This window comes from Streptodolium elevatio (assembly GCF_053592165.1).
The window spans coordinates 114,381-137,775 of sequence record NZ_JBSFVE010000007.1 but is presented as its reverse complement, the minus strand read 5'-3'; the positions used below and the strand labels follow the sequence as shown (position 1 = coordinate 137,775).

Here is a 23,395-nt window from a genome sequence, read left to right as displayed (position 1 = left end):
CACCCATGATCGCCTGTGTCTCCCCGTCTGTCGGTGTGCTGCGGCTGCCGTACTGCTCAGGAATCGAAGCCGAGGCCCAGCCGGTCCAGGGTACGAAGCCACAGGTTCCGCCGGCCGTTCAGGTCCTCGCGCGCCATCGACCAGCGGGTGGCCTGGATGCCCAGGTAGCGCACCGGCTCGGGCGGGAACGGCAGCGGCTTGCGGCGGATCATCTCCAACCGGGTCCGCTCGGTGCGGCGGCCCTCCAACATGTCGAGCATCACGTCCGCGCCGAAGCGCGTGGCGCCGACGCCGAGTCCGGTGAACCCGAGGGCGTACCCGACGCGTCCCTGCGCCGCGGTGCCGGCGAACATGCAGAACCGCGTGGTGGAGTCGATGACGCCGCCCCACGCATGCGAGAAGGGCACGTCGGCGAGGGCGGGGAAGGTCTCGGCGAACTGCGCCGCGAGGGTGTCGAAGGTCGCGGGCCGCTGCGTGAGCGCCTCGTCCACGCGCCCGCCGAACGGGTAGATCGCGTCGTAGCCGCCCCACAGGATGCGGTTGTCGGCGGTCTTGCGCAGGTAGTGGAACTGGTTGCCGGCGTCGGTGATCCCGTGGTCACCGGTCCAGCCGATGGCGGCGAGCTGATCGTGCGTCAGGGGCTCGGTGGTCAGGGCGTAGTCGTAGACCGGGACCATGCTGAGGCCGAGGCGCTTGAGCAGCGGCGGGAAGATGTTGGTGGCGAGCGCGACGCGGCGGGCGGTGACACGGGCGTACGGCGTGGTGAGCCGGACGCGGTCGGTGCGCTTGGTGTCGATGGCGGTGACCTCGGTGTTCTCGGCGATGCGTACGCCGAGTTCCAGGCACGCGGCGCGCAGCCCCCAGACCAGCCGGGCGGGGTCGAGCAGCGCGTAGTCGGGCTGCCAGAGCCCGGCCGACCACATCGGCGAGTCGACCCACTCGCGGAGCTCGTCGCGGTCGAGGAGGCGGGACTTCTCGCCGTGGCGCTCGCCGAGTGCGGCGGCCTCGCGCAGCGCGTCGGCCTGCCACGGCGTCGCGGCCACCGAGACCTTGCCGGTTCGGGCGAACCCACAGTCCACACCGTGTGCTTCGAGGTCGCGCTCGAAGGCGTCGAGGTTCGCGTTGCCGAGCCGCTGGAGGGTGTCGATCTCGTCGGGCCAGCGCGTCGCGCCGTTGGCGAGGCCGTGCGTGAGGCTCGGCGAGCAGAAGCCGCCGTTGCGTCCGCTGGCGGCGTGCCCGCAGGTCGCGGCCTCCACCACCAGGACGTCGCGGGCGGGTTCGCGCTGCTTGGCGATGAGCGCGGTCCACAGGCCGGTGTAGCCGCCGCCCACCACGACCAGGTCGGCGGTGGTGTCGGCGGTCAGCCTGGGGAGGGTGTCGGGGCGCTCGGGGCGGTCGAGCCAGTAGGGCTCGGTGGACGTGGCGCGAAGTGCCGAGCGGTGGGCGTCGCGAGCGGGTCCGGTGGTGGTGTCGACGCTCATGGGCGGGTCCTTGCTGCGTGGAGCGGGGCGGCCGCGCGACGGCGGGTGCGGGCTTCGTGCGGCGGCGAACGGGGCGGCGGCGGTTGCCTGTTCGGAAGCGCCCGACCGGACGGGGGAGACCGGTCGGGCGGGCCCGAGTGGCCCGGGTGCGGCGTACCGCTGCGAAGTTCCGTACGCCGCACCCGGATTCGCGTCACAGGCTGATGACGCCGGTACGCAAGTCGGACATGTCGAGCAGGGTGTGCTTGCCGCCGATGCGGCCCCAGCCGGTGCCGCGGTTGCCCGCGCCGCCGAACGGCATGTTGATGTCCCAGAAGCAGGTGCTGTCGTTGACGATGACCTGGCCGACCGCCATCTCCTCGATGAACCGGAAGGCGGCGCCCATGTTCCGGGTGAAGACCGCGCCCTGCAGGCCGAGCTTGTCGTCGTTGGCGATGCGCAGCAGCTCGTCGTCGTTGGCGCCGGTGATGATCGGCACGACCGGGCCGAACGACTCCTCGCGCGACAGCAGCGCGTCGACCGGGACGTCGTCGACGACGGTGAACTCGTAGTAAAGGTCGGTCGGCTGGCCGCCGCGGCGGCCGCCGCCGGTGAGGATCTTCGCGCCGCGCTCGCGGGCGTCCGCCATGTGGCGGTCCATCTTGGCGGCGACGCCCTCGTTGTTGAGCGGGCCCAGGTTGGTGGTGGCGGCGAACGGGTCGCCGAGCACGACGTCGGCGGCGGCGCGCAGCACGGCCTCGACGAACCCGTCGTGCGCGTCCTGGTGGACGACGACGCGCTCGGTGGCGCAGCACACCTGGCCGGAGCACAGGTACGCGCCGTACACCGCGGCCTTGGCGGCGGCGTCGAGGTCGGCGTCGGCGAGCACGACCAGCGGGCCGTTGCCGGAGCACTCCATGATCGAGCGCTTGAGACCCGCGGCGGCCTGGATCTTCGCGCCGGTCGCGGACGAGCCGATGAAGCCGATCGCGTCGATGCCCTCGTGGCGGACCAGCGCGTCGCCGGTGGCGCCCTCGCCCGCGACGATGTTGACCAGGCCCTCGGGCAGGCCGGCGGCGACGAACGCCTCCATGGCCTTGAGCACCGTCAGCGGCGTGTTGGCCGGGGGCTTGACGACGTGCGCGTTGCCGGTGGCCAGGCCCGGGGCGACGAACTCGGCGAGCATCAGCAGCGGGAAGTTCCAGGGCGTGATGATGCCCCAGGTGCCGACCGGCGCGTGGAAGGTGAACATGCGCTTGTTGCCGACCGTGGACGGCATGGTCTCGCCGTGCAGGCGTACCGCGTCCTCGGCGTGCAGGTGGAACAGCTGCGCGGCTTCCTCGATGTCGGCGACCGACTCGGCGAGCGGCTTGCCCTGCTCCAGGGTCTGGAGGCGGGCGAGCTCGTCGACGCGCTTGGCCAGCTCGTCGCCGATGCGGTGACAGACCTTGGCGCGCTCCCAGACGTTGACGCGGGCCCACTTGGCCTGCGCGTCGTTGGCGGCCTTGACGGCGGCGTCGAGGTCGGCGGCGGAGGGAACCGGGATGGTGCCGACGTGCTCGCCGGTGGCGGGGCTGTGCACGTCGTACGAGTCCGGCCCGGTGCCGTCCACGTAGGCGCCGTTGACGAAGAGCTGGTACTGGGCGGGGCTCGTGGTGCTCATGGGATCCCTCTCCAACGGGGTCGGGCCGCGTCGGGCGGCTGCGGAGACCCCCTCAGAGTTCACCCAACAAGTTGAACCTGTCAATACTTCAGAATCCGCAACTCAGATCGGTCTCATTTGACGATTCCGCAGACTCAACCGTTGACAGGGTCAATTTGACGCGCTTATAACGGGACCCCTCGATCCCCATCACCCCACTTCGTCCGAAGGGCACGCACATGTCCGCCCAGATCTCCACCCAATCGCCGCCGCCGGCGCCCGAACAGGCGCCCGCACTGGCCAAGAAGATGCGCTGGTACGACGGCTTCGCCATGTCCCTGGCCATGCCGGCCGCACTCATCGCGTCACTCGGCGCGTCCATCGGGGGTCTGGGCGCGTGGGGGGCCATCGCCCTGTGGGCCATCTCCATGGTCCTGGCCACCGGAGCCAACTGGATCTACTCCGAGATGGCCGCGATGTTCCCCGAGTCCTCGGGCGGCATCGCGCACTACGCCACCGAGGGCTGGAAGTCCCGCGCCCCCTGGGTCGGCCCGCTTGCCAGCATCGGCTACTGGTTCGCCTGGACCACCGCGCTGTCGGTGTACGCGGGCATCATCGGATCGCTCGTCCAGGCCCAGTGGTTCTCCGGCCAGGACTGGACGTGGGAGTTCGGGCCCGCGACCGTCACCTTCCCGGTCGCGGTCGGCATCGGCATCGTCCTGCTGCTCTTCGCGGCCGCGATGTTCGGCCTGCACGTGGCCATGTGGGTGGTCTACGTCACCGGCGGCATGCTGCTGGTCCCGCTCGCGGTGTTCCTCGTCGTGCCGTTCTTCAGCGGCGACTGGAGCGCGAGCGGCCTGCACTGGAACCTGCACGGCATGGGCGGCCTGCGCGAATCGCTGGTGTGGCTGTACGTGATGGCGTGGACGTCCTTCGGCGTCGAGGTCTGCGCGACCTTCGCCCCCGAGTACAAGGACACCGTCCGCGACACCTCGCGCGCGCTGCGTGCCGGCGTACTCTTCTCGCTCGGCGTCTTCATCCTGCTGCCGCTGTCGCTGTCCGGCTACCTCGGCGAGGAGCGCATCGCGGAGGACCCGACGACCTTCTACGTCGGCGCGTTCAACGACCTGGTCGGCGGGGCCGCGGACCTGATGGTCGTGTTCCTCATCGCGTCGCTGCTGCTCATCATGATCACCGGCCTCGCGGACGGCTCCCGGGTGCTCTACAACATGGGCAAGGAGGGCACCACGATCAAGCAGGTCGGCGTGCTCAACAAGCGCGGCGTCCCGGCCCGCGCGCTGACCGTCGCCCTGGTGATCAACATCCTGGCGCTGGTGTTCCTCGAGACACCGCTCGCGATCGTGGTCACCGGCAACCTCGGCTACATCCTGACCCACATCCTGGCCATCTCCGGCTTCGCGATGCTGCGCCGGGACCGGCCCGACCTGGCACGGCCGATCCGACTGCCGGGCTTCTTCGTACCGTTCGCGTGGCTGCTCACCGCCCTGCTCGCGGTGATCCTCGTGGTCGGCGCCACCGGCTTCAAGATCACCGGGTACGGCGGCTACAAGGAACTCGGCATCGCCCTGGCCGTCCTGGCATCGGCCGTAGCACTCTGGCTGTTCCGCACGAAGGTCCAGGACCGACGGGAACCGCAGCAGATCGGCCGCCGCTGAAACGCGGAGCCCGGTGTTCCGTCGGACCGGCGGACGCTGAACGTCGGACTGCCGAATGGCTGAACCGCTGAACCGCTGACCCGCCGAAAGCGAACCGCCCCATGCCGTACGTGTTCCTGTCCTTCGCCATCGTCGTCGAGGTCGTCGCGACGAGCCTCCTCAAGTCCACCGAGGGCTTCTCGCGGCCGCTCCCGTCCGTGATCTGCCTGGCCTGCTACGGCGCGTCGTTCTACCTGCTGTCCAAGGCGCTCCAGCACGGGCTGCACGTGGGCGTCGGGTACGCGATCTGGTCCGGCGTGGGGACCGCGCTCATCGTGGTGATAGGCGTCCTGTTCCTGAACCAGGCCGTCAACCTCCCGACGCTGCTGGGCATAGCGATGATCGTCGGCGGCGTGGTCGTCCTGAACATGGCCGGAGCGCACTGAGGACACGAGCGGGGGACACGAGCCGGGGACACATACGCACCGGGAAGTCCGCCCCGGCGGCCACCGCGACACATGAGGCCAGGCACCCATCGGGGTGCCTGGCCTCATGCTTTGCGGACGTCGGGTGTCAGGCTGTGGCCTTCTTGGCGCTGACAGACCACGCCATGTCATCGCAGTCCCACGCGACGCTGTTCTCGGTGAGGCATGCGCGGAACCACACGGTCGCGCCTTCCGGGAAGTCCATGTTGAACGCCTTGACCGAACCCTTGCCGCCGTTGTTGACGAGCAGCGGCTTGGCGTAGCTGTCGTTGATCCGGTACTGGACGGCGACTCCGTGGCTGTCCGCGGACAGGTCCTGTGCGTAGAACCAGTCGCCGTCATGGTCGAACCAGACCTTGCCGGTGGCGGTGCCGCCTGTGTAGACGTAGTCGGAGTTGTTGGTGCCCGCGTGGGCCGAACCCGCGGTGGCGGCCACCATGCCAAGGCTCATGGCAATGGCGCCGAAGCCGACGACGATTTTGCGCTGGTGCTTCATGGGGTCCTCTTTCCGGCCGTCGTACGACCAGGACGGCGTGGGGAGGAGGTTGGCACTGGCTTGAAATCGTCGCTATCCAGCAAGAACACCCGCGTATCGCGCTCCTCGGCTTGACACCGCGCAATCCGGCCGCTCGCGGCGCATTTGCATGTGCCCGGCGAAACTCGTGAGCCAACTCGTTGGACCTGGTGAAACCGCCTACGCCGCAAGCCATTTGCTATCCGGACCATGATCTTCCGCTTCTCCGCACCTCATGCACGCGATGACATGGCTGGAACCGATCGCCGCCATCGCAAGGGTCTGGCAGATCGACGAAAAAAACCCGAGTCCGGGACGAAAGTTGAGGGAGTTTCATGCCACCGCGACCGTACGCACCCGGGCGGTCCGCCCCGGCGGCCACAGGCAAGGGCGGCTGGCCTCACCTATCCCCGGTGTGCGCCGCGCCGCTCGGGCGCTCCCCGGCTTGGTACGGAAGTCACCGCGTTCAACCTGGTCTGCGCCGATAACCGAGATGCAAACCGGGCGGCCGCGTCGGGCCGCGGACGTCGCACCGTTCGGCTCCGGATCGCCACATCGCGCCCCTGCGGCCACCACGGGCACAGGCCGGGTGCGGGGCGCTGTCAAACGCGACGGCACCGCCTCGAACGCGGCGCCCCAACGCCTGGGTTGCGACGGGTGGCGGTGGGGCGAAGAGTGGGAGTTGTCATACCTGCCCACCGTTGAGTGCTCGTTCTCCGGTGTCCCCCGAGCCGCCTCAGGCCAAGCCGACGCAACGGCGGAGCAGCCACGCCGCCACGCACCTGGAAGCCTCATGCCCAAAACCGCTCGTCACCAACTCTCCCGCATTGTCGGAACGTCATGCCTGGCCGTCGCACTCGCTCTACCGGTCACGGCGGTGACCGCGGGCGCCGCCCCCGCGGCGGCGCCCGCCGCACTCCCCGGCGACACCCCGCCCCCGCCGCAACCGCCCGACCCACCCGATCCGGACACTCCTGAGCCCGACGGACCGAAGACCCCGGCCGAACCCGACGGGCCGAACTCCCCCGCCGAGCCGGACGGCCCGTCGTCCGCCGATCCGGGCACCCCCTCCGATGACGGCCCCAGCACCCCGTCGGACGAGTCGTCGTCAAGTCCCGCCATCCAGAACCTGGTGCCGCCCGAGCAGAAGAAGGCGCTGGAGGACCAGATAGCGAAACTCGACGCTCCGGACGACGTAAAGAAGCAGCTCAAGGAGAGCCTGGACAAGGCGGCCGCGGCGATCGCGGACCCGAAGACCACGCCGGCCGACAAGGCCGCGTACGAGAAGTACGTGTCCGGGCTCGACACCACCTTGAAGGCCATCAACAACCCGCAGACGACCCCCGAGGACCGGGCCGCCCTCCTGACCGCGATGGACGGGGCCAATGCGGCGATCAAGCTGGCCACCGACCCGAAGACCTCGGCCGCCGACAAGACCTTCTACGCACAACTCGGCGAAGTACTCGCGAACGCCTCGACGCAGCTCCAGGACAAGAACATCACCGTGGAGCAAAAGGCAGCCCTCGTACGGAACATCAAGATAATCAGCGCCGGCCTGGTGGCCCTCGCGGACCCGAAGACGGCGCCGCCGAAGGAAGAGGACAAGAAGAAGGTCCAGGAGGTCCTGGAGCGCAACACCCAGGCCCTGGCCACCCTGCAGGACCCGAACGCCTCGACGCAGGAGAAGGCGACGGCCCAGAAGACCCTGGACGAAGCCGCCGCCGCGACGCAGAACCCCCAGTACCTGGCATTCCTCGAAGAGGTCAAGAAGTACGACCCCTCCACGGAGTGCCTCGACACCATCACCGCCCGCACCGAACAGGCCGGCTGGCCCGACGGATCCTTCTGGGGCCTGGCCGACGAATCGTGCGACGACACCCTCGCCGACGCGGTGAAGGACACCGACAGCAAGTGGAACCAGGTGTTCGAGTGCGTGCAGAACAGCGCATTCTCCACCTGCGCCGCCTACATCCCCGAGACCGACAACTGACCAACCCACCCCACCGGACTCGGCGTCACCGGCGCCGAGTCCGGAGCCCTTCCATCGGCGCCACCCAGCCCAGCCCCGGTCAGCCGACACAGCGCCGACGAAGTCCCGGCACGAGCAGCACAGTTGACACCCGCCCCCACCCCAGCGGCGTTGATGTCAGAGAGAGATGCCAGAAGCCCCGAAGCGTGGTTGCTTCGGGGCTTCTTGGCTGGTGGGCACAGACAGACTCGAACTGTCGACCCCTGCTTTGTAAGAGCAGTGCTCTAACCAACTGAGCTATGCGCCCGCGCGGACGGGTGGGGCTGTCCGGCAGGGGGACAGCGTACCGAATCGGCGCAGGTGCACGCGCACGTGTTTCGTCGGGGGCGGGTGGGGCGCCTGTCGGCGGTGGCGGGGGCGGACCTGGGAGGATGGGAGCGGCAGTCCGCGGACGGCGACGGGAGCGGGAGTGGCACTCGGGGCGGTACGGCACCGGATCGGTTCGGGGGTGGCTGTGCTGTGGCCGGGGGTCGTGCTGCTGCCTGCGGCGGCTGCGGTGGCGGCGCTTGCGGTGCCCGGCGCGTTCGCCGGGGGTGAGACGCGGCCGTGGCGGCGTCGGCGGGAGGCGGCGCGGGCCGCGGCGGCGACCGCGCGGGAGGCGGCGGGTGAGGCGTTCCTGCGGCTGGACACCGCGCAGCGGGATCTGCGGATCTCGTTGGAGACGGTACGCGCGGTGGAGCCGTCGGACGCCAGTGCGGAGGCGCTGCGCCGGTTCGAGGCGCTGAACGATCTGGTCGACGAGGCGAGTGCCGCGTACATCGGGGTGATGGACCGGCATCCGCTGGACTCGGAGGATCTGGATACGACTGATTACGACGCCGCGCGGCGGGAGTTGGAGGCGGTGGCGCGGCGGCTCGACGAGGTCGGCAAGGAGTTGGAGCGCTTCGGCGAGTCGGTCGGGCCGATGATCGCGCGGGCCGATGTCGCGCTCTCGCAGTTGCCGCCGAAGACCGAGCACGCGCGTCAGACGGTGCGGGCGGCGGAGGCGGCGGTGCAGGTCGCGGTACGCGAGGGCCTGGCGTCGGCGGCATACGAGCAGCGGTTGGCGGCGGTGCACGCCGACCTTGCCGAGTTGGACAAGGGCGCCTCGGTGCACGGGGTGGGCGGCACGCTGGAGCTGGCCGCGAAGGTGACCGCGACCGCGCAGACGCTGTACGAGGAGGCCGACCGGCTCCCGCGGCTGCGCGACGACGTGACCAAGCGGCTGTCCTCGCTGCGCACGCGCGCGCAGGCCGTGGCGTCGCGCGCCGACAACCTGGAGCCGGCGCTGAGCCGCCTGCGCCAGGGCTACAGCGCGGCGTGCTGGACCGATCTGGAGGGCACCGGGGCCGCGGTCGCGCGGGCTGTCGAGGTGGCCGGGACGCGGATCGACGAGGCGGGGGCGGCGGCGAACGGCCGCGAGTGGGCGGACGCGGTGAGCCGCCTGGCCACCGCACGGGCCGCGCTGAACAACGCCGACGAGGCGATGGCGGCGGTGCACGACCGGCTGCGGGACCTCGACGAGGTCGCCCGCGACCCCGACGCCGAGATCGAGCGCACCCGGTTCGCGCTGCGCGACGCGCAGCGGCTGGCGGTGGGCGCCCGGGCGGCGGCCGAGGAGAAGTACGCGCGGAGCCTGGACGCGCTCGTCTACCGTCTGGAGGCGGTCGGCGGGCAGGTGGACGCCCCGCATCCCGACTGGTGGAGCTTTCTCACCGAGACCCGCGCGATCCGCGCCGAAGTCGGTCGCGTCGTGCAGCAGATCCGCGATGACCGGGCCGGCGGGCAGGCGTGATCTCCACCACAGCACCACCGACAAATTAGGACATAGGCCACAGAGTGATCAACAGTCGGTCAGTCAACGGCAACCCCCGGCGACGATCGCCACAATCCTCCCGCGCCCCCCTGCCTTATCCGGCGTTTTGACGTTTAAGGTGCTCTGAACCGCGGTAAGGCCCGGGACCTTGGTCCCGCCCGCTCAGGACCGAGTCCCCTGTGCCGCGGAAGCCGCAACTGTCACCTCGGGGACGTGCCATGCCCGTGATGCTCATTCCGATGCTCGCCTTCGTCGCGCTCGCCGCCGCGCCCTGCGTCGCCGCGCTGCGCCGTACGCCGAAGGCCTCCAGCGCGCAGCACATACCGATGCACGGCTCGGACCTGCACGAAGTGCGCCGGATGATGCACACCGCCTACGAGGAAGAGCGCGATCTGCTCCACGAGCAGGCCGTACGGTGGCTCAACTCCCTCGGCCGCGGCCCCCTCCGCGTCACCGACGCGCACCCCGCCCCGCGCGGCCTCGGCGGCGACACCGTCGTGCTGAGCGACGGCACCGTCCTGTGCCTGTCCGCGACCGGCAGCGTGATCCACGATCTCGTACGCGCCCTCGACCACTTCACCGAGGTGGCGCTGACCCGCGTACGGGCCGCCCGCGACGGCTTCGAGCTCACCTTCGACATCGAGGGCAGCCCGCTGCACGCCAGCGCCGAGCTCCTCACGGTGCGCGGCGCCGACGTCTGACAGCGGCTCGGGCCCCAGGCGGCAGCGCCCGGTAGGCCGGGCTACGCCGCCGCGGCCTCGACTCGGCCGAGCAGCCAGGTCAGGATCTCCTCGCCCGCGCGTACCCCGGCATGGCGCGTCACGGTGACGTGCGGCGCCGTCCACCCGGTCTCGGCCAGTTCACCGTGCGCCGGGCGGATCCCCTCGTCGGCGGCGCGCAGCAGCTCGATGTCGAGCAGCGAGTCCCCCGCGGCGAGGACCGTGTGCACCCCGGTACGCCGGCGTACCTCGTCCACCGCCGCGCCCTTGGTCAGCGACTGCGGCACGAAGTACAGCTTGCGGCCCTGCAGCGAGACGCCCCAGCCGCGCTCGTCCGCCCAGCCGGTCAGCTCCTCGACCATCCCGGCCGGCACGAGTTCGCGCTCCAGCACCAGATAGGTGAACAGTTCCTCGGCGACCCGCAGTTTGCGCACCCACTCGGGGGCCACGACCGCTTCCAGGTGCGCGATGACCTCGGTCAGCGGCGCGGACTCCTCGGCCAGGCGCTTGCGTACGCCCGCGTTCCAGTCCTCGTCCGTGACGCCGTCCACGAGCAGGTGGCCGCCGTTGGCGCAGATCGCGTACTCGGCGGTGCGGCCCGGCAGTTCGATGCGGTCGTACTGCTTGCGTGTGCGCGTGGTGGTCGGAACCAGCATGGCCCGCGCGCCGAGTTCGACGAGTATCCGGGCGGACGCGCGGGACAGGAACGAGATCGGCTTGCCCTCGTGGATCTCGACGCATTCGAGGTCGGGCGGCTGCTCGCCCGGCCCCAGGCCCAGGCGGGCTGCGGCCTTCGAGTAGATGAGGGTACGGTCCAGGTCGCACGCGGCCACCACGGAGTGGGCGGTCGATTGCGGGTTGTCGTGCCTGGCCTTCGTCACGTGGCTCCAATGTCGCGGCGGAATCCGGGCTTGACCAGGCCCACGCAGGAGTACGGGAGGTCGTCCACCTCGACGACCTCCACCCCCCGCTGGTCCGCGAGCATGCGGACATGGTCGAGCTCGGTGCCGACACCGCGTCGCGCGAGGATCTTCCACGGGACACGGCGCAGCAGAACCCGCGTGGTTTCGCCCACGCCGGGTTTGATCAGGTTGACGTTGTCGATCTCGAACTCGGTTCCGATCCGCTCGACCGCACGCCAGCCGTCCCAGGTCGGCGAGCGGTCGGACGCGGCCAGCACCGGCCAGTCCCGGGCGACGGCCTCGGCCACCGCCGGGAAGCGGGCGCTGACGCTGTCGAGGAACTGGTTCGACACGTCGGCATCGAGGAGGTCGCGGTAGAACTTCGCGCCGTGGAAGTCGTCCGGTCCGATCAGGCCCTCGCGCAGCACGGTGCGCGAGACGAGGCCCGAGACGGTCGAGTTCAGGCAGGCGGACGGGATCAGGAAGTCGTCGCGGGTGCCGTACGTCGTGACGCACGAGCCCGGGTCCGCGAGCACCGCCAGCTCGTCGGAGAAGCGCATCCCGGTCGCCGCGTGCAGTTCGTCGAGGGCGGCGGTCAGCTCGCGCGTGATGGCGCCCTTGCCGGTCCAGCCGTCCACGAACATGATGCGCGACGGGTCGTACGCCCGGCCCAGCCAGCGCAGCGCGACCGCGTCGATGCCGCGCGCCCGGACGATCGAGACGGCGTAGTGCGGCAGGTCGAGGCCGTGCGCGTACGCCGCCCACCGCCGCATCAGGATGCCGATCGGGGTGCCGGCCCGGGCCAGCGACACCAGCACCGCGTCGCGCCCGCGCTCGGCGAGCACGATCTCGGTGACGACGCCGACCGCGTGCGCGAGCCGGTCGGCGGACAGCTCCAGCGCGCTGTGGAACAGCGCCTGGTACTCCGGCGAAGGCTGGTACTCGATCGGCAGCGACTCGGCGTAGTGCGCGCCGCCGTGCTGGATCGCCTCTTCGCGCTCCTCCAGCGGGGCTTCGAGTTCGACGTCCGACAGGTCCTTGAGCAGCCAGGCGACCTCGTCCGCGGCATAGGAGGAAAACCCGGGGCCGAAGAGCGGCTCGGGCAGTTTTCCGGTGTCGCGAACGGTCATACGGCTACCTCGCTGTCGGGGACGTTTCCTGTGCTGCTGCTTGAGACACTGCCCGGGACGCCGCCGGGGACGCGGCTGGGCTGGTGGCCGGGCTCGTGGTCCGCGGCCTGGCGCGGGATGTAGCTCGGCACGACCACGAGGGCGACGCGGTCCGCGACGCCGGCGAGCACGTCGAGGAGCCCGTCCTCGGCGTGCAGCGCGGGTGTGTCGGCCGTCGAGTCGACGACCAGGACAATCGTGTCGAACCGCCGTGCCGGGTCGGCCCCCGGGTCCACGTTGTAGGTGTACCGGTCGCCCGGGCCGTCCGCCGGATCGTCGTGGGACGGGAAGGTCAGGCGCGTCCGGATCGCATAGCCGGGGTCGTCGACCGCGAGGACGGGGGAACGCGTCGTCGTCGAGTAACGGACCTCGGGTACGGGAGGTCCGGCGGGTACGGCCGGTCCGTCCGCGGAGCCGGACGCGGCGGAGTCGGACGCGGAACCGACCGACGCGGATCCGGATGAGGCAGATTCGGATGAGGCGGAACCGGGCGCGGCGGAACCGGCCGCCGGGGCGGTCGCGTCGGCGAGCGCGCGGGCGAGGCGGAGCGGGACGTACATCAGCTCCTCGCAACCCAGGACCAGCACACGCCGGGCGCCGGGAAGTCCGCCCGCGAGACGCGCGCCGAGTTCCGGCAGCGCCTTCTCCAGGGCCGCCTGGTGGTCGGCGGTGAAGCCGTGCCGCCCGCCGTCCGGCAGGCCCTCCGGCCAGTCCAGGGCGATCCGTTCGACCGAACCGCGTGTGGTCTCCCGCGCCACCGGGTTCGCGGCCTGTCCTTCCTGCCCTGCCTCCCCTGCCTGCCCGATTTGCTTGGTCTGCTCGGCCTGTCCGGCCCGTCCGGCCTGTCCGGCCTCCTCTGCGGCCACCAGGTCGGCGCCGCGCGTCAGGGCGTCGTGCGGCAGGTCGACGACGCCCGTCGCGAGCGAGACCACGTCGACGCGCGCGCCCAGCCGCTCCGCGAAGGCGGCCATCGTGCGGCGGTCGGCGGGTGTGCGGACGTCGATGAGTGCGGCGATGACGTACCGTTCGCGCGGCGCGAGCTCGTGGAGCGCCTCGATGGTGTTCAACACCGTGCGCCCGGTGGAGAGTTCGTCGTCCACCAGCACCAGCGGCCCGGGGCCGGACAGCAGATCGCGGTCCTGCGGCAGCAGCAGGTGGGAGGTGGCGTGCGAGTGCTCCTCCTCGAACCCGCCCAGCGGGGCCACGCCTTCGACCGGGCGGCGCGTCGAATGCAGGTACGTCGCACCCGGCAGCGCCTCCGCCACGCAGTGGCCCAGGCCGGTCGCGGTCTCCGCGTACCCGAGCACGACCGGCGTCACGCCGTCGCCGCCCAGGACCTCACGGACCTGCGCCCCCAGGGCCAGTCCCGCGTCGTGCACGATATGCGGCAGCTGCGGCACGTGCTTGCCCAGGACCGTCGACACGAGCAGGTGCGCGCGGCGCGGGTTGCGGCGCAGCGCGAGGCCGACGAGAGCGCGCAGATCACCGGTCCCGTCGTCGGCTGCGAGCATGTCGGTCGAGATGCGCGGGCCTATGGACGCCGCGGCGGAGCCCAGGCGTATGCCCAGACGCTGCGAGACCCACGTCCCGCTCCATTCGGCGGCGGCCGCCGTCACCAGCCCGCTCACGCCGGTCCGCTCCCGTCCAGATCACTTTGGTTCGTTTCGTCACGGCTCATGGTGGCGCGGCCCGCGGTGCCATGGCTCGTGTTGGCGCTGCCCAGGTCACCGTGGTCCGGATCCGCGCGGTTCGGGTCGTCGCGGTACCGCGGCGCCACTACCGCCCGCACCGGACCCTGCGCCGACGCGTCGTCGAGGGTCGTCTGAGTCCACCCCGCCTGCGCGTTCGCCGTCGCCGCCAGCAGGTCGACGAAGCTGAGCTCTTCCGCGGCCACCCCGAACGCCCCGGCACGCCGCATGACGGCCTCGGCCCACGCGCGGTGCGGCTTCACCTCGTTCATCTTGTTCGTGTACGCCGACCGCAGCACGCCGCCACCCGACGCACTCTCCGCCAGGATGTCCGACGCGTCGCTGAACTCCTCGTGCGTCACCACCGACATCGCGTGGATGACCGCCACGTGGCTCGGGTGGATCGCGGTTTTTCCGAGCAGGCCGTTGGCCTTGTCGAGCTCCAGCTCGCGGATCAGGCCGTCGAGGTCCGCCGAGATCAGGCGCGAGCGCAGCGCGACCGCCTCGTCCGGGTCCTCGGCCTCCGCGAACGGCGACCGGCGCAGCTGCGGCTTGAAGAGCCGCTCGCCCTGCGGGAAGTACTCCCACACCGGTCCGGAGATCACGAAGCCGGTGCCGTCGGAGCGGCCGAAGACGTTGACGATGTCGGCGATGAGGCCCGCGACCAGGTGCACGTCGTACGCGGTCAGGTCGCGCGAGCGGCGCAGCGCGTACGCCGACGCGAAATCCGTGGCGCCTATCCGCACCGCGAGGATGTGCTCGCGGTGCGCCTGGATCAGCGTCGACAGCTCGGTCAGCATGCGCTGGCGGTACTCCAGGTACGCGATGCACGGCGACTCCAGCACCGGCATGCCCAGCAGGCGCCGCCCGCTGTCCAGACTCGCCTCCACCAGGGCCTTGAGGTAGCGCGCACCGCTGTCCGGCTCGAACTTGGGCATGACAAAGCCCGTCAGGGCGGATAGGGACGGCCCCAGGCGCTCGGTGAGGTCGGTGATCTGCTCGGGTGCGCGTACCCGGACGAAGAGCATCGGCCCCTGGGCCCCGGACTCCGCGTGCTCGGTGAGCTGCGCGACGAGGTTGTGCTCACCCATCTCGACGTCGCGGTCGTCGATGGCGTCCTCGAGGCACAACACCATGGACGTGACGCCGCGCGCCGCCTGCTTGGCGATGTCGGCGGCAAGGGTCGTACGGGTGGCGGGGCTGTAGAGGGTGGCGCCGAGCGCCGCAGCCAGCACGGCCGGTTCCGAATCGCGGCCGAACTCCTGCGGCGGTCGGTGGAACAGGTGCTTCAACTCCCGGTCGTCCAGGAAGGCGAAGTGGCGCATCTTGTTCCCCCTTGCTGTCGGGTATCCGGACGGGCGCGTCCCCCGCGCGCGTCTGCGGTTGCGGGACATGTTTCGCGCCCCTTGGCGCGGTCGCGCCCAACCGGGAATCCCGGCAGGCACACATACGGTAACTGAAAAGCAAAATGACAGAAGATCTCCCGGGCGCATGCGTCAGACGTTCACGGGCTTGTCACAGAGGTGACACACACGGTCCGATCCGGAGGGCCTTCGTCCATCCCTGAGGCGAAATGCCTGACGGGAGTACACTCCGGTTCCCGCGGTCACACAACGTAGCGGCCCGGAAACGCCTGTAACACCGGCACAGATCAGGCCGCGCATTCCGGATAACGGACGACCCCGCCCTTCCGGTTCCCCGGCGCCGCGCCGCGTCGCCCGCGTTGAGTACGGGGTACGGAAGCGGGCAGGATGGGCGCATGACGCAGGTGATGACCAAGGGCGCGAACACGGTCCTGGGCGCGGACTCGGTCCGGGTCGTCCTGGAATGGCGTACCGGTCCGGGGGTTCCGGACATCGACTGCTCGGCGCTGCTGCTCGGCGACGACGGGCGCGTGCGCAGCGACGCCGACTTCGTGTTCTACAACCAGCCCACGCACCCTTCGGGCGCGGTTGTGCACGGGGACAAGATCGTGGCGCCGTCCGGGTGCTCGGACGCCTTCCGGGTGGACGTGAAGGGGCTGGAGGCGGGCATCACGCGTGTCGTGGTCGCCGGTTCCGCGGACGGCGGACGCGTGAGCGCGGTGCCGGGCCTGATCCTGCGGGTCTTCGACGCGGCGGGCGGGCGCGAGCTGCTCAACTTCCCGATCGCGGGCGCCACGACCGAGACGGCGTTCGTGTTCGGCGAGATCTACCTGCGTAACGACCAGTGGAAGTTCCGCGCGATCGGCCAGGGGTACGACGCCGGGCTCGCGGCCCTCGCGACCGATTACGGCATCAACGTCGATGACGACGACGAGCCGGAGCCGCCCGCGGCCGTTCCCGCGGCTTCGACGCCGGGGCGTTCGCCTGCGTCCGCTCCTGCCGTTGCGCCGGCGCCGGCGCAATCGCAGACACCCCCTCGGACGCCCGCGCAGACGCCGCAGAGTGCGCCTGCCGCGTCGTCGTGGCCCACTCCGGCCCCGACCACGGCAGGCCCGAACACCCCGTCTGCGCCGTCCCCGACGCCGGCTTCGGCCGGCCCTGCCGCCGTGCGACCCGGTGCCGCCGGGCCGGGCGCGTCCGGGCCCGGCTCCGGTCGGCCGGGTGCCCCGACGCCGCCGTCCGACCTCGCCCCGACCGCGCTGATGCCCGCGTCGCTGCCGCACGATCCGCCGCCGCTGCCCGCGTCGCCCGGCCGACCGGGCGCGGGTGCCCCGGCCACCCCCGGTGGTGCGTCCGCGGGCGCCACGGGCCCCCAGACGCCGTACGGCGGGGCGCCCATCCCCCCGCCGCCCGGCCCGCACACGCCCGTGGGCGGCTCCGGCTTCCCGCAGACGCCGTCGCAGGGTGCGCACGTACCGCCGCCGCCCACGCTGGGCACACCGCCCGGTGCGAGCGGGCCGGGGGCCGGCAGCACGCCGGGGGCCGCCTTGTCGACGCCGCCCGGGATCATGCGGATGCCGCAGGGCGGTCCGCAGTACGCGGTCGGTGCAGCCGCCCAACACTTCGGCGGTTCCCAGCCGGGCTCCGGCCTCGGGTCCGCTCCGGGCTCCGGCCCCGGGCACCAGCCGTACCAAGAGCCGTACCAGGGGCAGCACCACCAGATGCAGCCGCACCCGGGCCAAGGGCACGCGCCCCAGGGCCACATCCAACCGCCGGCAGGCCCGGCCGGTCACCCCCCGCAGACCCAGTGGCTCAACTCCCCGCCCCAAGGCCCGCAGTTCCAGTAACCCGCGTTGGACCGACACCACGTTGGACCGACGTCGACGCGCCTCCCAGCGCGCACCGCCCGCGGAGACGCGCACTCGACCAAGCCGCCGCACGCGCGGCACGCCTACTTGTAGCCGCGCGCCCAGACCAGGCCCCAGCCGAACGCGCGGTCCAACTCGGCCTGGAAGCCGTCGATGTAGCGCACCACGCGGCGCACGGTCATGTCGTCGCCGTGGTTCTCCAGCAGTGCCACCGCGCACGTCCGCGCGCCCGCCGAGCGGTCGTCGAGGCGCACCTCGATGGGGCGGCCCGCGTTCGGGAACAGGCTGACGACGCCGTTCGCCTGGTCGAACGCCGGGGTGCCGTCGTAGATGTAGACGAAGATCAGCAGCCGCTTGAGCAGCCTGGTCTGGTCGAGGTTGATGAACATCGTCTCGCCCGACGCCGACCCGGTGCGGTCGTCGTGGTCGAGACGCACGTACGGAGCCTGGTTGAAGTCCCCGTAGAGGTTGCCCAGCGCCTGGACGACGCCCTTGGAGCCGTCCGACAGTTCCCACATGCACCCGAGGTCCAGGTCGATCTTCTGCGGCAGCGGCGGTGCGTCGACCTGTAGCGGGCGGAAGAGCCCGCCTCGCGGTTTCGCCGGCGGCTCCTCGTAGAACTGGTTCCAGTGCAGGTTGACGCGCAGCGTCCCCGTCGCGGAGCCCTGCCGGGTCAGCGACACCTCCGGCGAACTCCGCGTCAGCGTGACCTTGTGGCTGCCGGTGTCGGTCTCACCGACCAGCCCCTGTTGCCGACCGAACAACGGCATTGCGCCCTCCCCGCCGTGCGACCCACCGCGTGCAGTGACGGTGTAGCCACAAAAATAGCCGTACCGCACGCGCCGTGTGGCTGCGCGTGCGGTACGGCTTTCCCGGGACCGGGCGCCGGGGACGGGCCGCGTACGGTCCGGGCCCCGGGTCAGGGCCTGCGGGTCGGAGCTTCAGGGCCCGGGCAGGACCCTCTCCGGACTGTCCGACCGAACGTTTCGGCGGACCCGGCTCCCCTCGGACCCGAAGGTCCGACGAGCGGTTGTCAGACCTTCGCCTCGACTTCCGATTCGGAGCCCTGCCCGTTATTTTTTCCCGGTTCGTGGCCGATCCGGCGGTTGCGCACCACCGATGACCAGAACGCCAGGGCGATCAGCGCGACCCCGATGACGCCGGTGACCACCTCGTTGATGTGCTGGCCGATGGTGACCAGCAGGATGATCGCCAGCGCGCCGATCGCGTAGTGCGCGCCGTGCTCCAGGTAGACGTAGTCGTCGAGGGTGCCCTTGCGGACGAGGTACACGGTCAGCGACCGGACGTACATCGCGCCGATGCCGAGGCCGAGTGCCATCTCGAAGATGTCGTTGGTGATGGCGAAGGCGCCGATGACGCCGTCGAACGAGAACGACGCGTCGAGGACTTCCAGGTAGAGGAACAGGAAGAACGCCGCCTTGCCGGCGAGTCCGACGAGTTCGCGGTTGCCGCCGTTCTTGGTGGCTCCGCCGCCCTCTTCCGCCTTTTCGGCCTTCTCGTCGTCCTCGGCCGCCTCCTCGTCGTCCTCTTCGAGTTTGTTCTCGAAGTGGTCGGACAAGCCGCCGACGACAAGATAGGTGATCAGTCCCAGAAGACCGGAGATGAGGACTGTGGCGGTCTTGTCGGCCGTTTCGTGGTCCCCGACGAGCGCTTCCGCGCCGTACGTCGTCGCGACGACCAGCAGCGCGCTGAGCGCCACCAGGACGGAGAGGACGTCGAGCTTGCCGAGCCGGGCGAGCGGCTTCTCCAGCCACGCGAGCCACTTGTGCTCGCGGTCCTCGAAGATGAAGTCGAGGAAGATCATCAAAAGGAAGATGCCGCCGAACGCCGCGATGGACGGGTGCGCCGCGGTGACCAGGCGCTCGTATTCGTCCTTGTCGTTGATCGCCAGGTCGATCGTCTCGATCGGTCCCAGCTTCGCCGTGATGCCGACGATGAGCAGCGGGAAGACCAGGCGCATGCCGAATACGGCGATCAGAATGCCGATGGTGAGGAAGATCTTCTGCCAGAACGCGTTCATCTTCGCCAGCACGCTGGCGTTGACCACCGCGTTGTCGAAGGACAGGGAGATCTCCAGGATGGACAGGATCGCGACGACCGCGAAGCCCTCCCACCCCCAAAGAATGAAGGCCAGTGCCAGGCCGACGCCGGTGACGGCGAAGGACCAGCCGAAGGTACGGAGCAACACGGGGCAGGAGTCCCTTTCCTAGTCCAGAGTCCAGACTGCCGAGCGATTACGAGGGTGCGGGCTTCGGGCCCGAAAACAGCAGAGGGCCGGTCACCGTGGCAACCGACCCTCGACCGGACCGATCACTGCACGCTGACCCCGAAGTCCAGGGCGATGCCCCGCAGCCCCGAAGCGTACCCCTGGCCTACTGCGCGGAACTTCCACTCCCCCTGGTAACGGTAAAGTTCTCCAAAGATCATGGCCGTCTCGCTTGACGCATCCTCGGTCAAGTCGTAGCGCGCAAGCTCGTTTCCGTCCGCCTGGTTCACGATGCGGATGTAGGCGTTGCGGACCTGTCCGAACGTCTGGCCCCGTGTCTCGGCGTCGTAGATCGACACCGGGAAGACGACCTTCTCGACCGTCTGCGGTACGAGCGTGAGGTCGACCATGAGGACCTCGTCGTCGCCCTCACCCTCACCGGTCAGGTTGTCGCCGGTGTGCTCGACCGAACCCTCGGGGCTCTTCAGGTTGTTGTAGAAGACGAAGTAGTCGTCGCCCAGCACCTTGCCCGCCGCGCCGCACAGCAGGGCGCTGGCGTCCAGGTCGAACGACGCGCCCGTGGTGGCCCGCGCGTCCCAGCCCAGACCCACTAGCACGGTGGTCAGGTTCGGAGCGGCCTTGGTGAGCGAGACATTGCCGCCCTTGGCGAGGGTGACCCCCATGAATTCCTCCTGCTTCGCATAGTCCCCGGTCGAAGCGTAGTCAGCAGTGGTATGCCGCGTCTCGACCCCTGATGAGCTTCAAGGGATATCCCTCTGGAATGCGCCCGAGAACGCGCGAGAACGCGCGACGCCCGCCGGCTCGGGGCCGGCGGGCGTCTTCAAGGCGTTTGTTCGTCAGACGTTCACGCCGAAGTCCTGCGCGATGCCGCGCAGACCCGACGCGTAGCCCTGGCCGACCGCGCGGAACTTCCACTCGGCACCGCTGCGGTACAGCTCGCCGAAGACCATGGCGGTCTCGGTCGAGGCGTCCTCGGTGAGGTCGTACCGGGCCAGCTCGTTGTTGTCCGCCTGGTTCACGATGCGGATGAACGCGTTGCGGACCTGGCCGAACGACTGCTGCCGCGTCTCGGCGTCGTAGATCGACACCGGGAACACGATGCGCTCGACGTCGGCGGGGACGGTCGCGAGGCTGACCTTGATCGCCTCGTCGTCGCCCTCGCCCTCACCGGTGAGGTTGTCGCCGGTGTGCTCGACGGAGCCGTCCGGGCTCTTGAGGTTGTTGAAGAACACGAAGTGCCCGTCGGACAGGGTCTTCCCGCCGGCATTGAGCAGAATCGCGCTGGCGTCGAGGTCGAAGTCCTGACCGGTGGTGGTACGGACGTCCCAGCCCAGGCCGACCAGGACGGCCGTAAGGCCCGGGGCCTCCTTGGTCAGGGAGACGTTGCCGCCCTTGCTCAGGCTGACTCCCACGAGTCCTCCATAAGATCGTGGAGCTCGCCGCGGTGGCGGTGCTCCGGAATTTGCCGTGTACGGCTGGACAACGATCCGATCCTAGTCACGAGTTCCTGACCCCGGCATGATCTGGCAGGTGTCGTCGGCAAAGCCGAGGGATCTCCCGAATTCCAGGGGCGTGCGCCGGCGCACTCGGACCGGGGCCGTAGCCGGGCTCAGAGGGTGCCGAGCGCCTTGACGTACTCGTTCAGGTCGCGCGCGTCGGGCAGCGCGTTGACGACGCTCCAGCGCACGACGCCGTCCTTGTCGATGATGAAGGTGCCGCGGACCGCGCACCCCTTCTCCTCGTTGAACACGCCGTACGCCTGCGCCACCGCGCCGTGCGGCCAGAAGTCGGACAGCACCGGGTACTCCAGGCCCTCCTTCTCCGCGAAGACCTTCTGCGTGAACATCGAGTCGCACGACACCGCGAGCAGCTGCACGTCGTCGTTGACGAACGTCGGCAGCTCGTCACGCAGCGCGCACAGCTCTCCCGTGCACACACCGGTGAAAGAGAACGGGTAGAAGAGCAGGACGACGCTCTTGCTGCCCTGGAAGTCCGAGAGCTTGACGACGCTCCCGTGCTGGTCCTTCAGCTCGAAGTCGGGGGCCTTGCTGCCGATCTCGACGGCCATTGGTGCGTCCTTTCGACCAACTGCGGTGTGACTGCGGTGTGACGGTGTCGCGCCCCGGGCGGGGCTTCACAGGCCACAGTCTGGCACCCGGCCCGAGCACGCGTTCGGCCCGGCCGCTTGGCAGCGATATGTCCCGGGAAAGATGTTCGTCATGTCCACGACCGCACGGCCGTACGAACCGGCGGGCCCGCCCGGCCCCGCGTCCGAGGGTGCCGCGCTCGGCGCAGCGTCCGCCCCGCTCGCCGAGCAGCGCGCCCGTGCCCTGCTCGCGTGGGACGCGTTCCGCGACCTCGCCGCCGCGGCCGACCCCGACGCGCCGTCGCGCCTGCCTGGGTGGACGGGCCGGGCCGTCGTCGCGCACCTGGCGTCGTGGCCGGACGAGCCGCTGCTCGCCCGCCTGCTGGCCGAGGCGCGCGGCACCCGCTCCGCGGACGCCGAACCGCTCGACCAGGACACCGCGAACGCCGCCCTCGTCGAGGCCCACCGCGAAGCGACCGCCGCCGAACTCCTCGCCGCGCTCGACGACGGCCGCACACGCCTCGTGGCGGCCTTCGACGCGGTGGAGCGGGAGGGCATAGGGCTGGCCCGCACGGGTTCGCAGGTGGGACCGGTGCCGTTGCTGACGCAGTTGGGGGCCATCGCGTACGAACTGGCCGTGCACGGCGCCGACCTGGTCCCGTGCGGCGCGCCCGAGGCGGACCCCGAGCTGGTCGACGCGGGCCTGCTGGCACTCGCCGACATCACCGGAGCACTGGCCGCGCGGTACGGCCTGACCGCCGAGAGCGCACTCGTCGGCCCCGGCGGAGGCTGGGCCTTCGCGGCCGACGGCGGCGGTTGGTCGGTGCGGGCGGTCCCGGCCGGGAAGAGCACGGGCCCCGCGGTCCGCGCGAGTTCCGCCGCCTTGCTGCTGGACGCCTCGGCCGGACGCCGCTCGGTGCCGCCGCTGCTCGTCAAGCGCGACCTGCGCCTCGACAACGTGCCGGGGCTGCTGGCGCTGGCCCCGCTGCTGGACCGCGTCCCCGGTCTGCCGGGCGGGCCCGCCCTGAACGTCGCGGCGGGCTGGCTGGGCGGACTGGGCCGCGCGATAGGCCGCTTCCAGCGCTGACCGAACTCCCCGGATCGGGCACCTCAACACGACCGGGCACCGCAGCACCGCACCGCGACGGGCCGCCGAAGCGACCGAACGCCGACGGGGGCGCGAGGCCGGTCGGAGCACACATGCGCCCACCGTTCCCGCGCCCCCGCCGGGTGCGCTGGTTCGTCCGATTCCCCGGGCCGCCCGGTCGTGTCTCCCCGGGTCCCAGGACGGTACGGCCTGCCGGCCGCCGCCTCGGGCCGCTACTTGCGGCCGCTGCTGCGGGCCGTCTTCGGGGCGACCAACCGGGCTCCGGACCAGTCCTTGGCGATTGCCGTGGTGGTGGTTCCCGACAGACCGGCCGTCTGGGCCGACTCGCCGATGTCGCTCGGCTCGACGTACCCGTCCCGACCCGTCTTCGGGGTCAGGAGCCACACGGTGCCGCCGTCCGTGAGCGTGGTCAACGCATCCACCAGGGAGTCGGCGAGGTCGCCGTCCCCGTCCCGGAACCAAAGGATGACAACGTCGGCGACGTCCTCGTCGTAGTCCTCGTCGACGAGGTCATTGCCCGTGATCTCCGCGACGGCGTCGCGGAACTCCTCGTCGCAGTCGTCGTCATAACCGAGCTCCTGGACCACCTGTCCGGGCTGGAACCCAAGCCGCGTCAGCGGGTTGGACCGTTCCTCCGCGTGGTCCGCGGTCGCGCTCACGAAG

19 protein-coding genes, 1 tRNA gene and 1 pseudogene are annotated in these 23,395 nt (G+C 70.8%); 7 read left to right on the top strand and 14 right to left on the bottom strand.

Features of this window, described 5'->3' with window-relative positions; genetic code table 11:
- Positions 1-56 precede the first annotated feature (56 nt).
- Together ACWD12_RS15590 and ACWD12_RS15585 are read right to left on the bottom strand one after the other, a co-directional pair.
- Positions 57-1,481 carry an NAD(P)/FAD-dependent oxidoreductase gene (locus ACWD12_RS15590; protein ID WP_358348227.1) on the bottom strand — a complete coding sequence of 475 codons (1,425 nt, stop codon included), beginning with the start codon at positions 1,479-1,481 and terminating at the stop codon, positions 57-59.
- 193 nt (positions 1,482-1,674) lie between these two features.
- Positions 1,675-3,123 carry an aldehyde dehydrogenase family protein gene (locus ACWD12_RS15585; RefSeq protein ID WP_450099959.1) on the bottom strand — a complete coding sequence of 483 codons (1,449 nt, stop codon included), beginning with the start codon at positions 3,121-3,123 and terminating at the stop codon, positions 1,675-1,677.
- 218 nt (positions 3,124-3,341) lie between these two features.
- On the opposite strand from ACWD12_RS15585, the gene ACWD12_RS15580 reads away from it, so the two are divergent.
- On the top strand, positions 3,342-4,778 hold the full coding sequence (locus ACWD12_RS15580) for an APC family permease (RefSeq protein ID WP_450099958.1): 1,437 nt from the start codon (positions 3,342-3,344) through the stop codon (positions 4,776-4,778).
- 101 nt (positions 4,779-4,879) lie between these two features.
- Positions 4,880-5,203: a DMT family transporter gene (locus ACWD12_RS15575; RefSeq protein WP_358348220.1), complete on the top strand. Its 324-nt coding sequence runs from the start codon at positions 4,880-4,882 to the stop codon at positions 5,201-5,203.
- Between the two features lie 127 nt (positions 5,204-5,330).
- Here ACWD12_RS15575 and ACWD12_RS15570 read toward each other — a convergent pair whose 3' ends face one another.
- On the bottom strand, positions 5,331-5,738 hold the full coding sequence (locus tag ACWD12_RS15570; RefSeq protein ID WP_450099957.1) for a hypothetical protein: 408 nt from the start codon (positions 5,736-5,738) through the stop codon (positions 5,331-5,333).
- An 811-nt stretch (positions 5,739-6,549) separates the two neighbouring features.
- Between ACWD12_RS15570 and ACWD12_RS15565 the strand changes: the two genes are divergently transcribed.
- A complete protein-coding gene (locus ACWD12_RS15565) occupies positions 6,550-7,746 on the top strand; it encodes a hypothetical protein (RefSeq protein ID WP_358348214.1) in 1,197 nt (398 codons plus the stop codon).
- A 209-nt stretch (positions 7,747-7,955) separates the two neighbouring features.
- Here the strand turns inward: ACWD12_RS15565 and ACWD12_RS15560 are convergent.
- Positions 7,956-8,032 (bottom strand) — tRNA-Val (locus ACWD12_RS15560).
- Positions 8,033-8,194: 162 nt separating this feature from the next.
- Here ACWD12_RS15560 and ACWD12_RS15555 point away from each other — a divergent pair.
- Positions 8,195-9,559 carry a hypothetical protein gene (locus ACWD12_RS15555; RefSeq protein WP_450099956.1) on the top strand — a complete coding sequence of 455 codons (1,365 nt, stop codon included), beginning with the start codon at positions 8,195-8,197 and terminating at the stop codon, positions 9,557-9,559.
- A 239-nt stretch (positions 9,560-9,798) separates the two neighbouring features.
- Complete coding sequence (locus tag ACWD12_RS15550; RefSeq protein ID WP_358348208.1) at positions 9,799-10,281, top strand: hypothetical protein; 483 nt, start codon at positions 9,799-9,801, stop codon at positions 10,279-10,281.
- A 41-nt stretch (positions 10,282-10,322) separates the two neighbouring features.
- On the opposite strand, the gene ACWD12_RS15545 is transcribed toward ACWD12_RS15550, so the two are convergent.
- The 4 genes and pseudogenes from ACWD12_RS15545 to ACWD12_RS15530 form a co-directional block, all read right to left on the bottom strand.
- Positions 10,323-11,180 carry an HAD family hydrolase gene (locus tag ACWD12_RS15545; RefSeq protein ID WP_450099955.1) on the bottom strand — a complete coding sequence of 286 codons (858 nt, stop codon included), beginning with the start codon at positions 11,178-11,180 and terminating at the stop codon, positions 10,323-10,325.
- Positions 11,177-12,331 (bottom strand): cysteine protease StiP family protein, encoded by a 1,155-nt coding sequence (locus ACWD12_RS15540; protein WP_435838968.1) that lies wholly within the window; start codon positions 12,329-12,331, stop codon positions 11,177-11,179. Before ACWD12_RS15540 ends, ACWD12_RS15545 begins: the two co-directional genes overlap by 4 nt.
- A complete protein-coding gene (locus ACWD12_RS15535) occupies positions 12,328-13,998 on the bottom strand; it encodes a phosphoribosyltransferase family protein (RefSeq protein WP_450099954.1) in 1,671 nt (556 codons plus the stop codon). Before ACWD12_RS15535 ends, ACWD12_RS15540 begins: the two co-directional genes overlap by 4 nt.
- A 224-nt stretch (positions 13,999-14,222) precedes the next feature.
- Positions 14,223-15,383 (bottom strand): annotated as a pseudogene (locus ACWD12_RS15530) (HpcH/HpaI aldolase/citrate lyase family protein); the annotation flags it as partial.
- 434 nt (positions 15,384-15,817) lie between these two features.
- Here ACWD12_RS15530 and ACWD12_RS15525 point away from each other — a divergent pair.
- A complete protein-coding gene (locus ACWD12_RS15525; protein ID WP_450099953.1) occupies positions 15,818-17,269 on the top strand; it encodes a TerD family protein in 1,452 nt (483 codons plus the stop codon).
- Between the two features lie 104 nt (positions 17,270-17,373).
- Here the strand turns inward: ACWD12_RS15525 and ACWD12_RS15520 are convergent, their stop codons facing one another.
- The 5 genes from ACWD12_RS15520 to ACWD12_RS15500 all read right to left on the bottom strand — a co-directional run bounded on the left by ACWD12_RS15520 (position 17,374) and on the right by ACWD12_RS15500 (position 21,606).
- Positions 17,374-18,060: a TerD family protein gene (locus ACWD12_RS15520; protein WP_358348199.1), complete on the bottom strand. Its 687-nt coding sequence runs from the start codon at positions 18,058-18,060 to the stop codon at positions 17,374-17,376.
- Between the two features lie 263 nt (positions 18,061-18,323).
- Positions 18,324-19,499, bottom strand: a complete 1,176-nt coding sequence (locus ACWD12_RS15515; protein ID WP_450099952.1) for a DUF475 domain-containing protein — start codon at positions 19,497-19,499, stop codon at positions 18,324-18,326.
- Between the two features lie 122 nt (positions 19,500-19,621).
- Positions 19,622-20,200: a TerD family protein gene (locus ACWD12_RS15510; RefSeq protein WP_358348194.1), complete on the bottom strand. Its 579-nt coding sequence runs from the start codon at positions 20,198-20,200 to the stop codon at positions 19,622-19,624.
- A 174-nt stretch (positions 20,201-20,374) separates the two neighbouring features.
- Positions 20,375-20,950 carry a TerD family protein gene (locus ACWD12_RS15505; RefSeq protein ID WP_358348191.1) on the bottom strand — a complete coding sequence of 192 codons (576 nt, stop codon included), beginning with the start codon at positions 20,948-20,950 and terminating at the stop codon, positions 20,375-20,377.
- 197 nt (positions 20,951-21,147) lie between these two features.
- Entirely contained in the window at positions 21,148-21,606 is a 459-nt protein-coding gene (locus tag ACWD12_RS15500) for a peroxiredoxin (RefSeq protein ID WP_358348188.1), read from the bottom strand.
- A 151-nt stretch (positions 21,607-21,757) separates the two neighbouring features.
- On the opposite strand from ACWD12_RS15500, the gene ACWD12_RS15495 reads away from it, so the two are divergent.
- Positions 21,758-22,711 (top strand): maleylpyruvate isomerase family mycothiol-dependent enzyme, encoded by a 954-nt coding sequence (locus ACWD12_RS15495; protein ID WP_450099951.1) that lies wholly within the window; start codon positions 21,758-21,760, stop codon positions 22,709-22,711.
- Positions 22,712-22,944: 233 nt separating this feature from the next.
- Here ACWD12_RS15495 and ACWD12_RS15490 read toward each other — a convergent pair whose 3' ends face one another.
- A complete protein-coding gene (locus ACWD12_RS15490; protein WP_358348183.1) occupies positions 22,945-23,391 on the bottom strand; it encodes a DUF3052 domain-containing protein in 447 nt (148 codons plus the stop codon).
- Between the last annotated feature and the right edge of the window lie 4 nt (positions 23,392-23,395).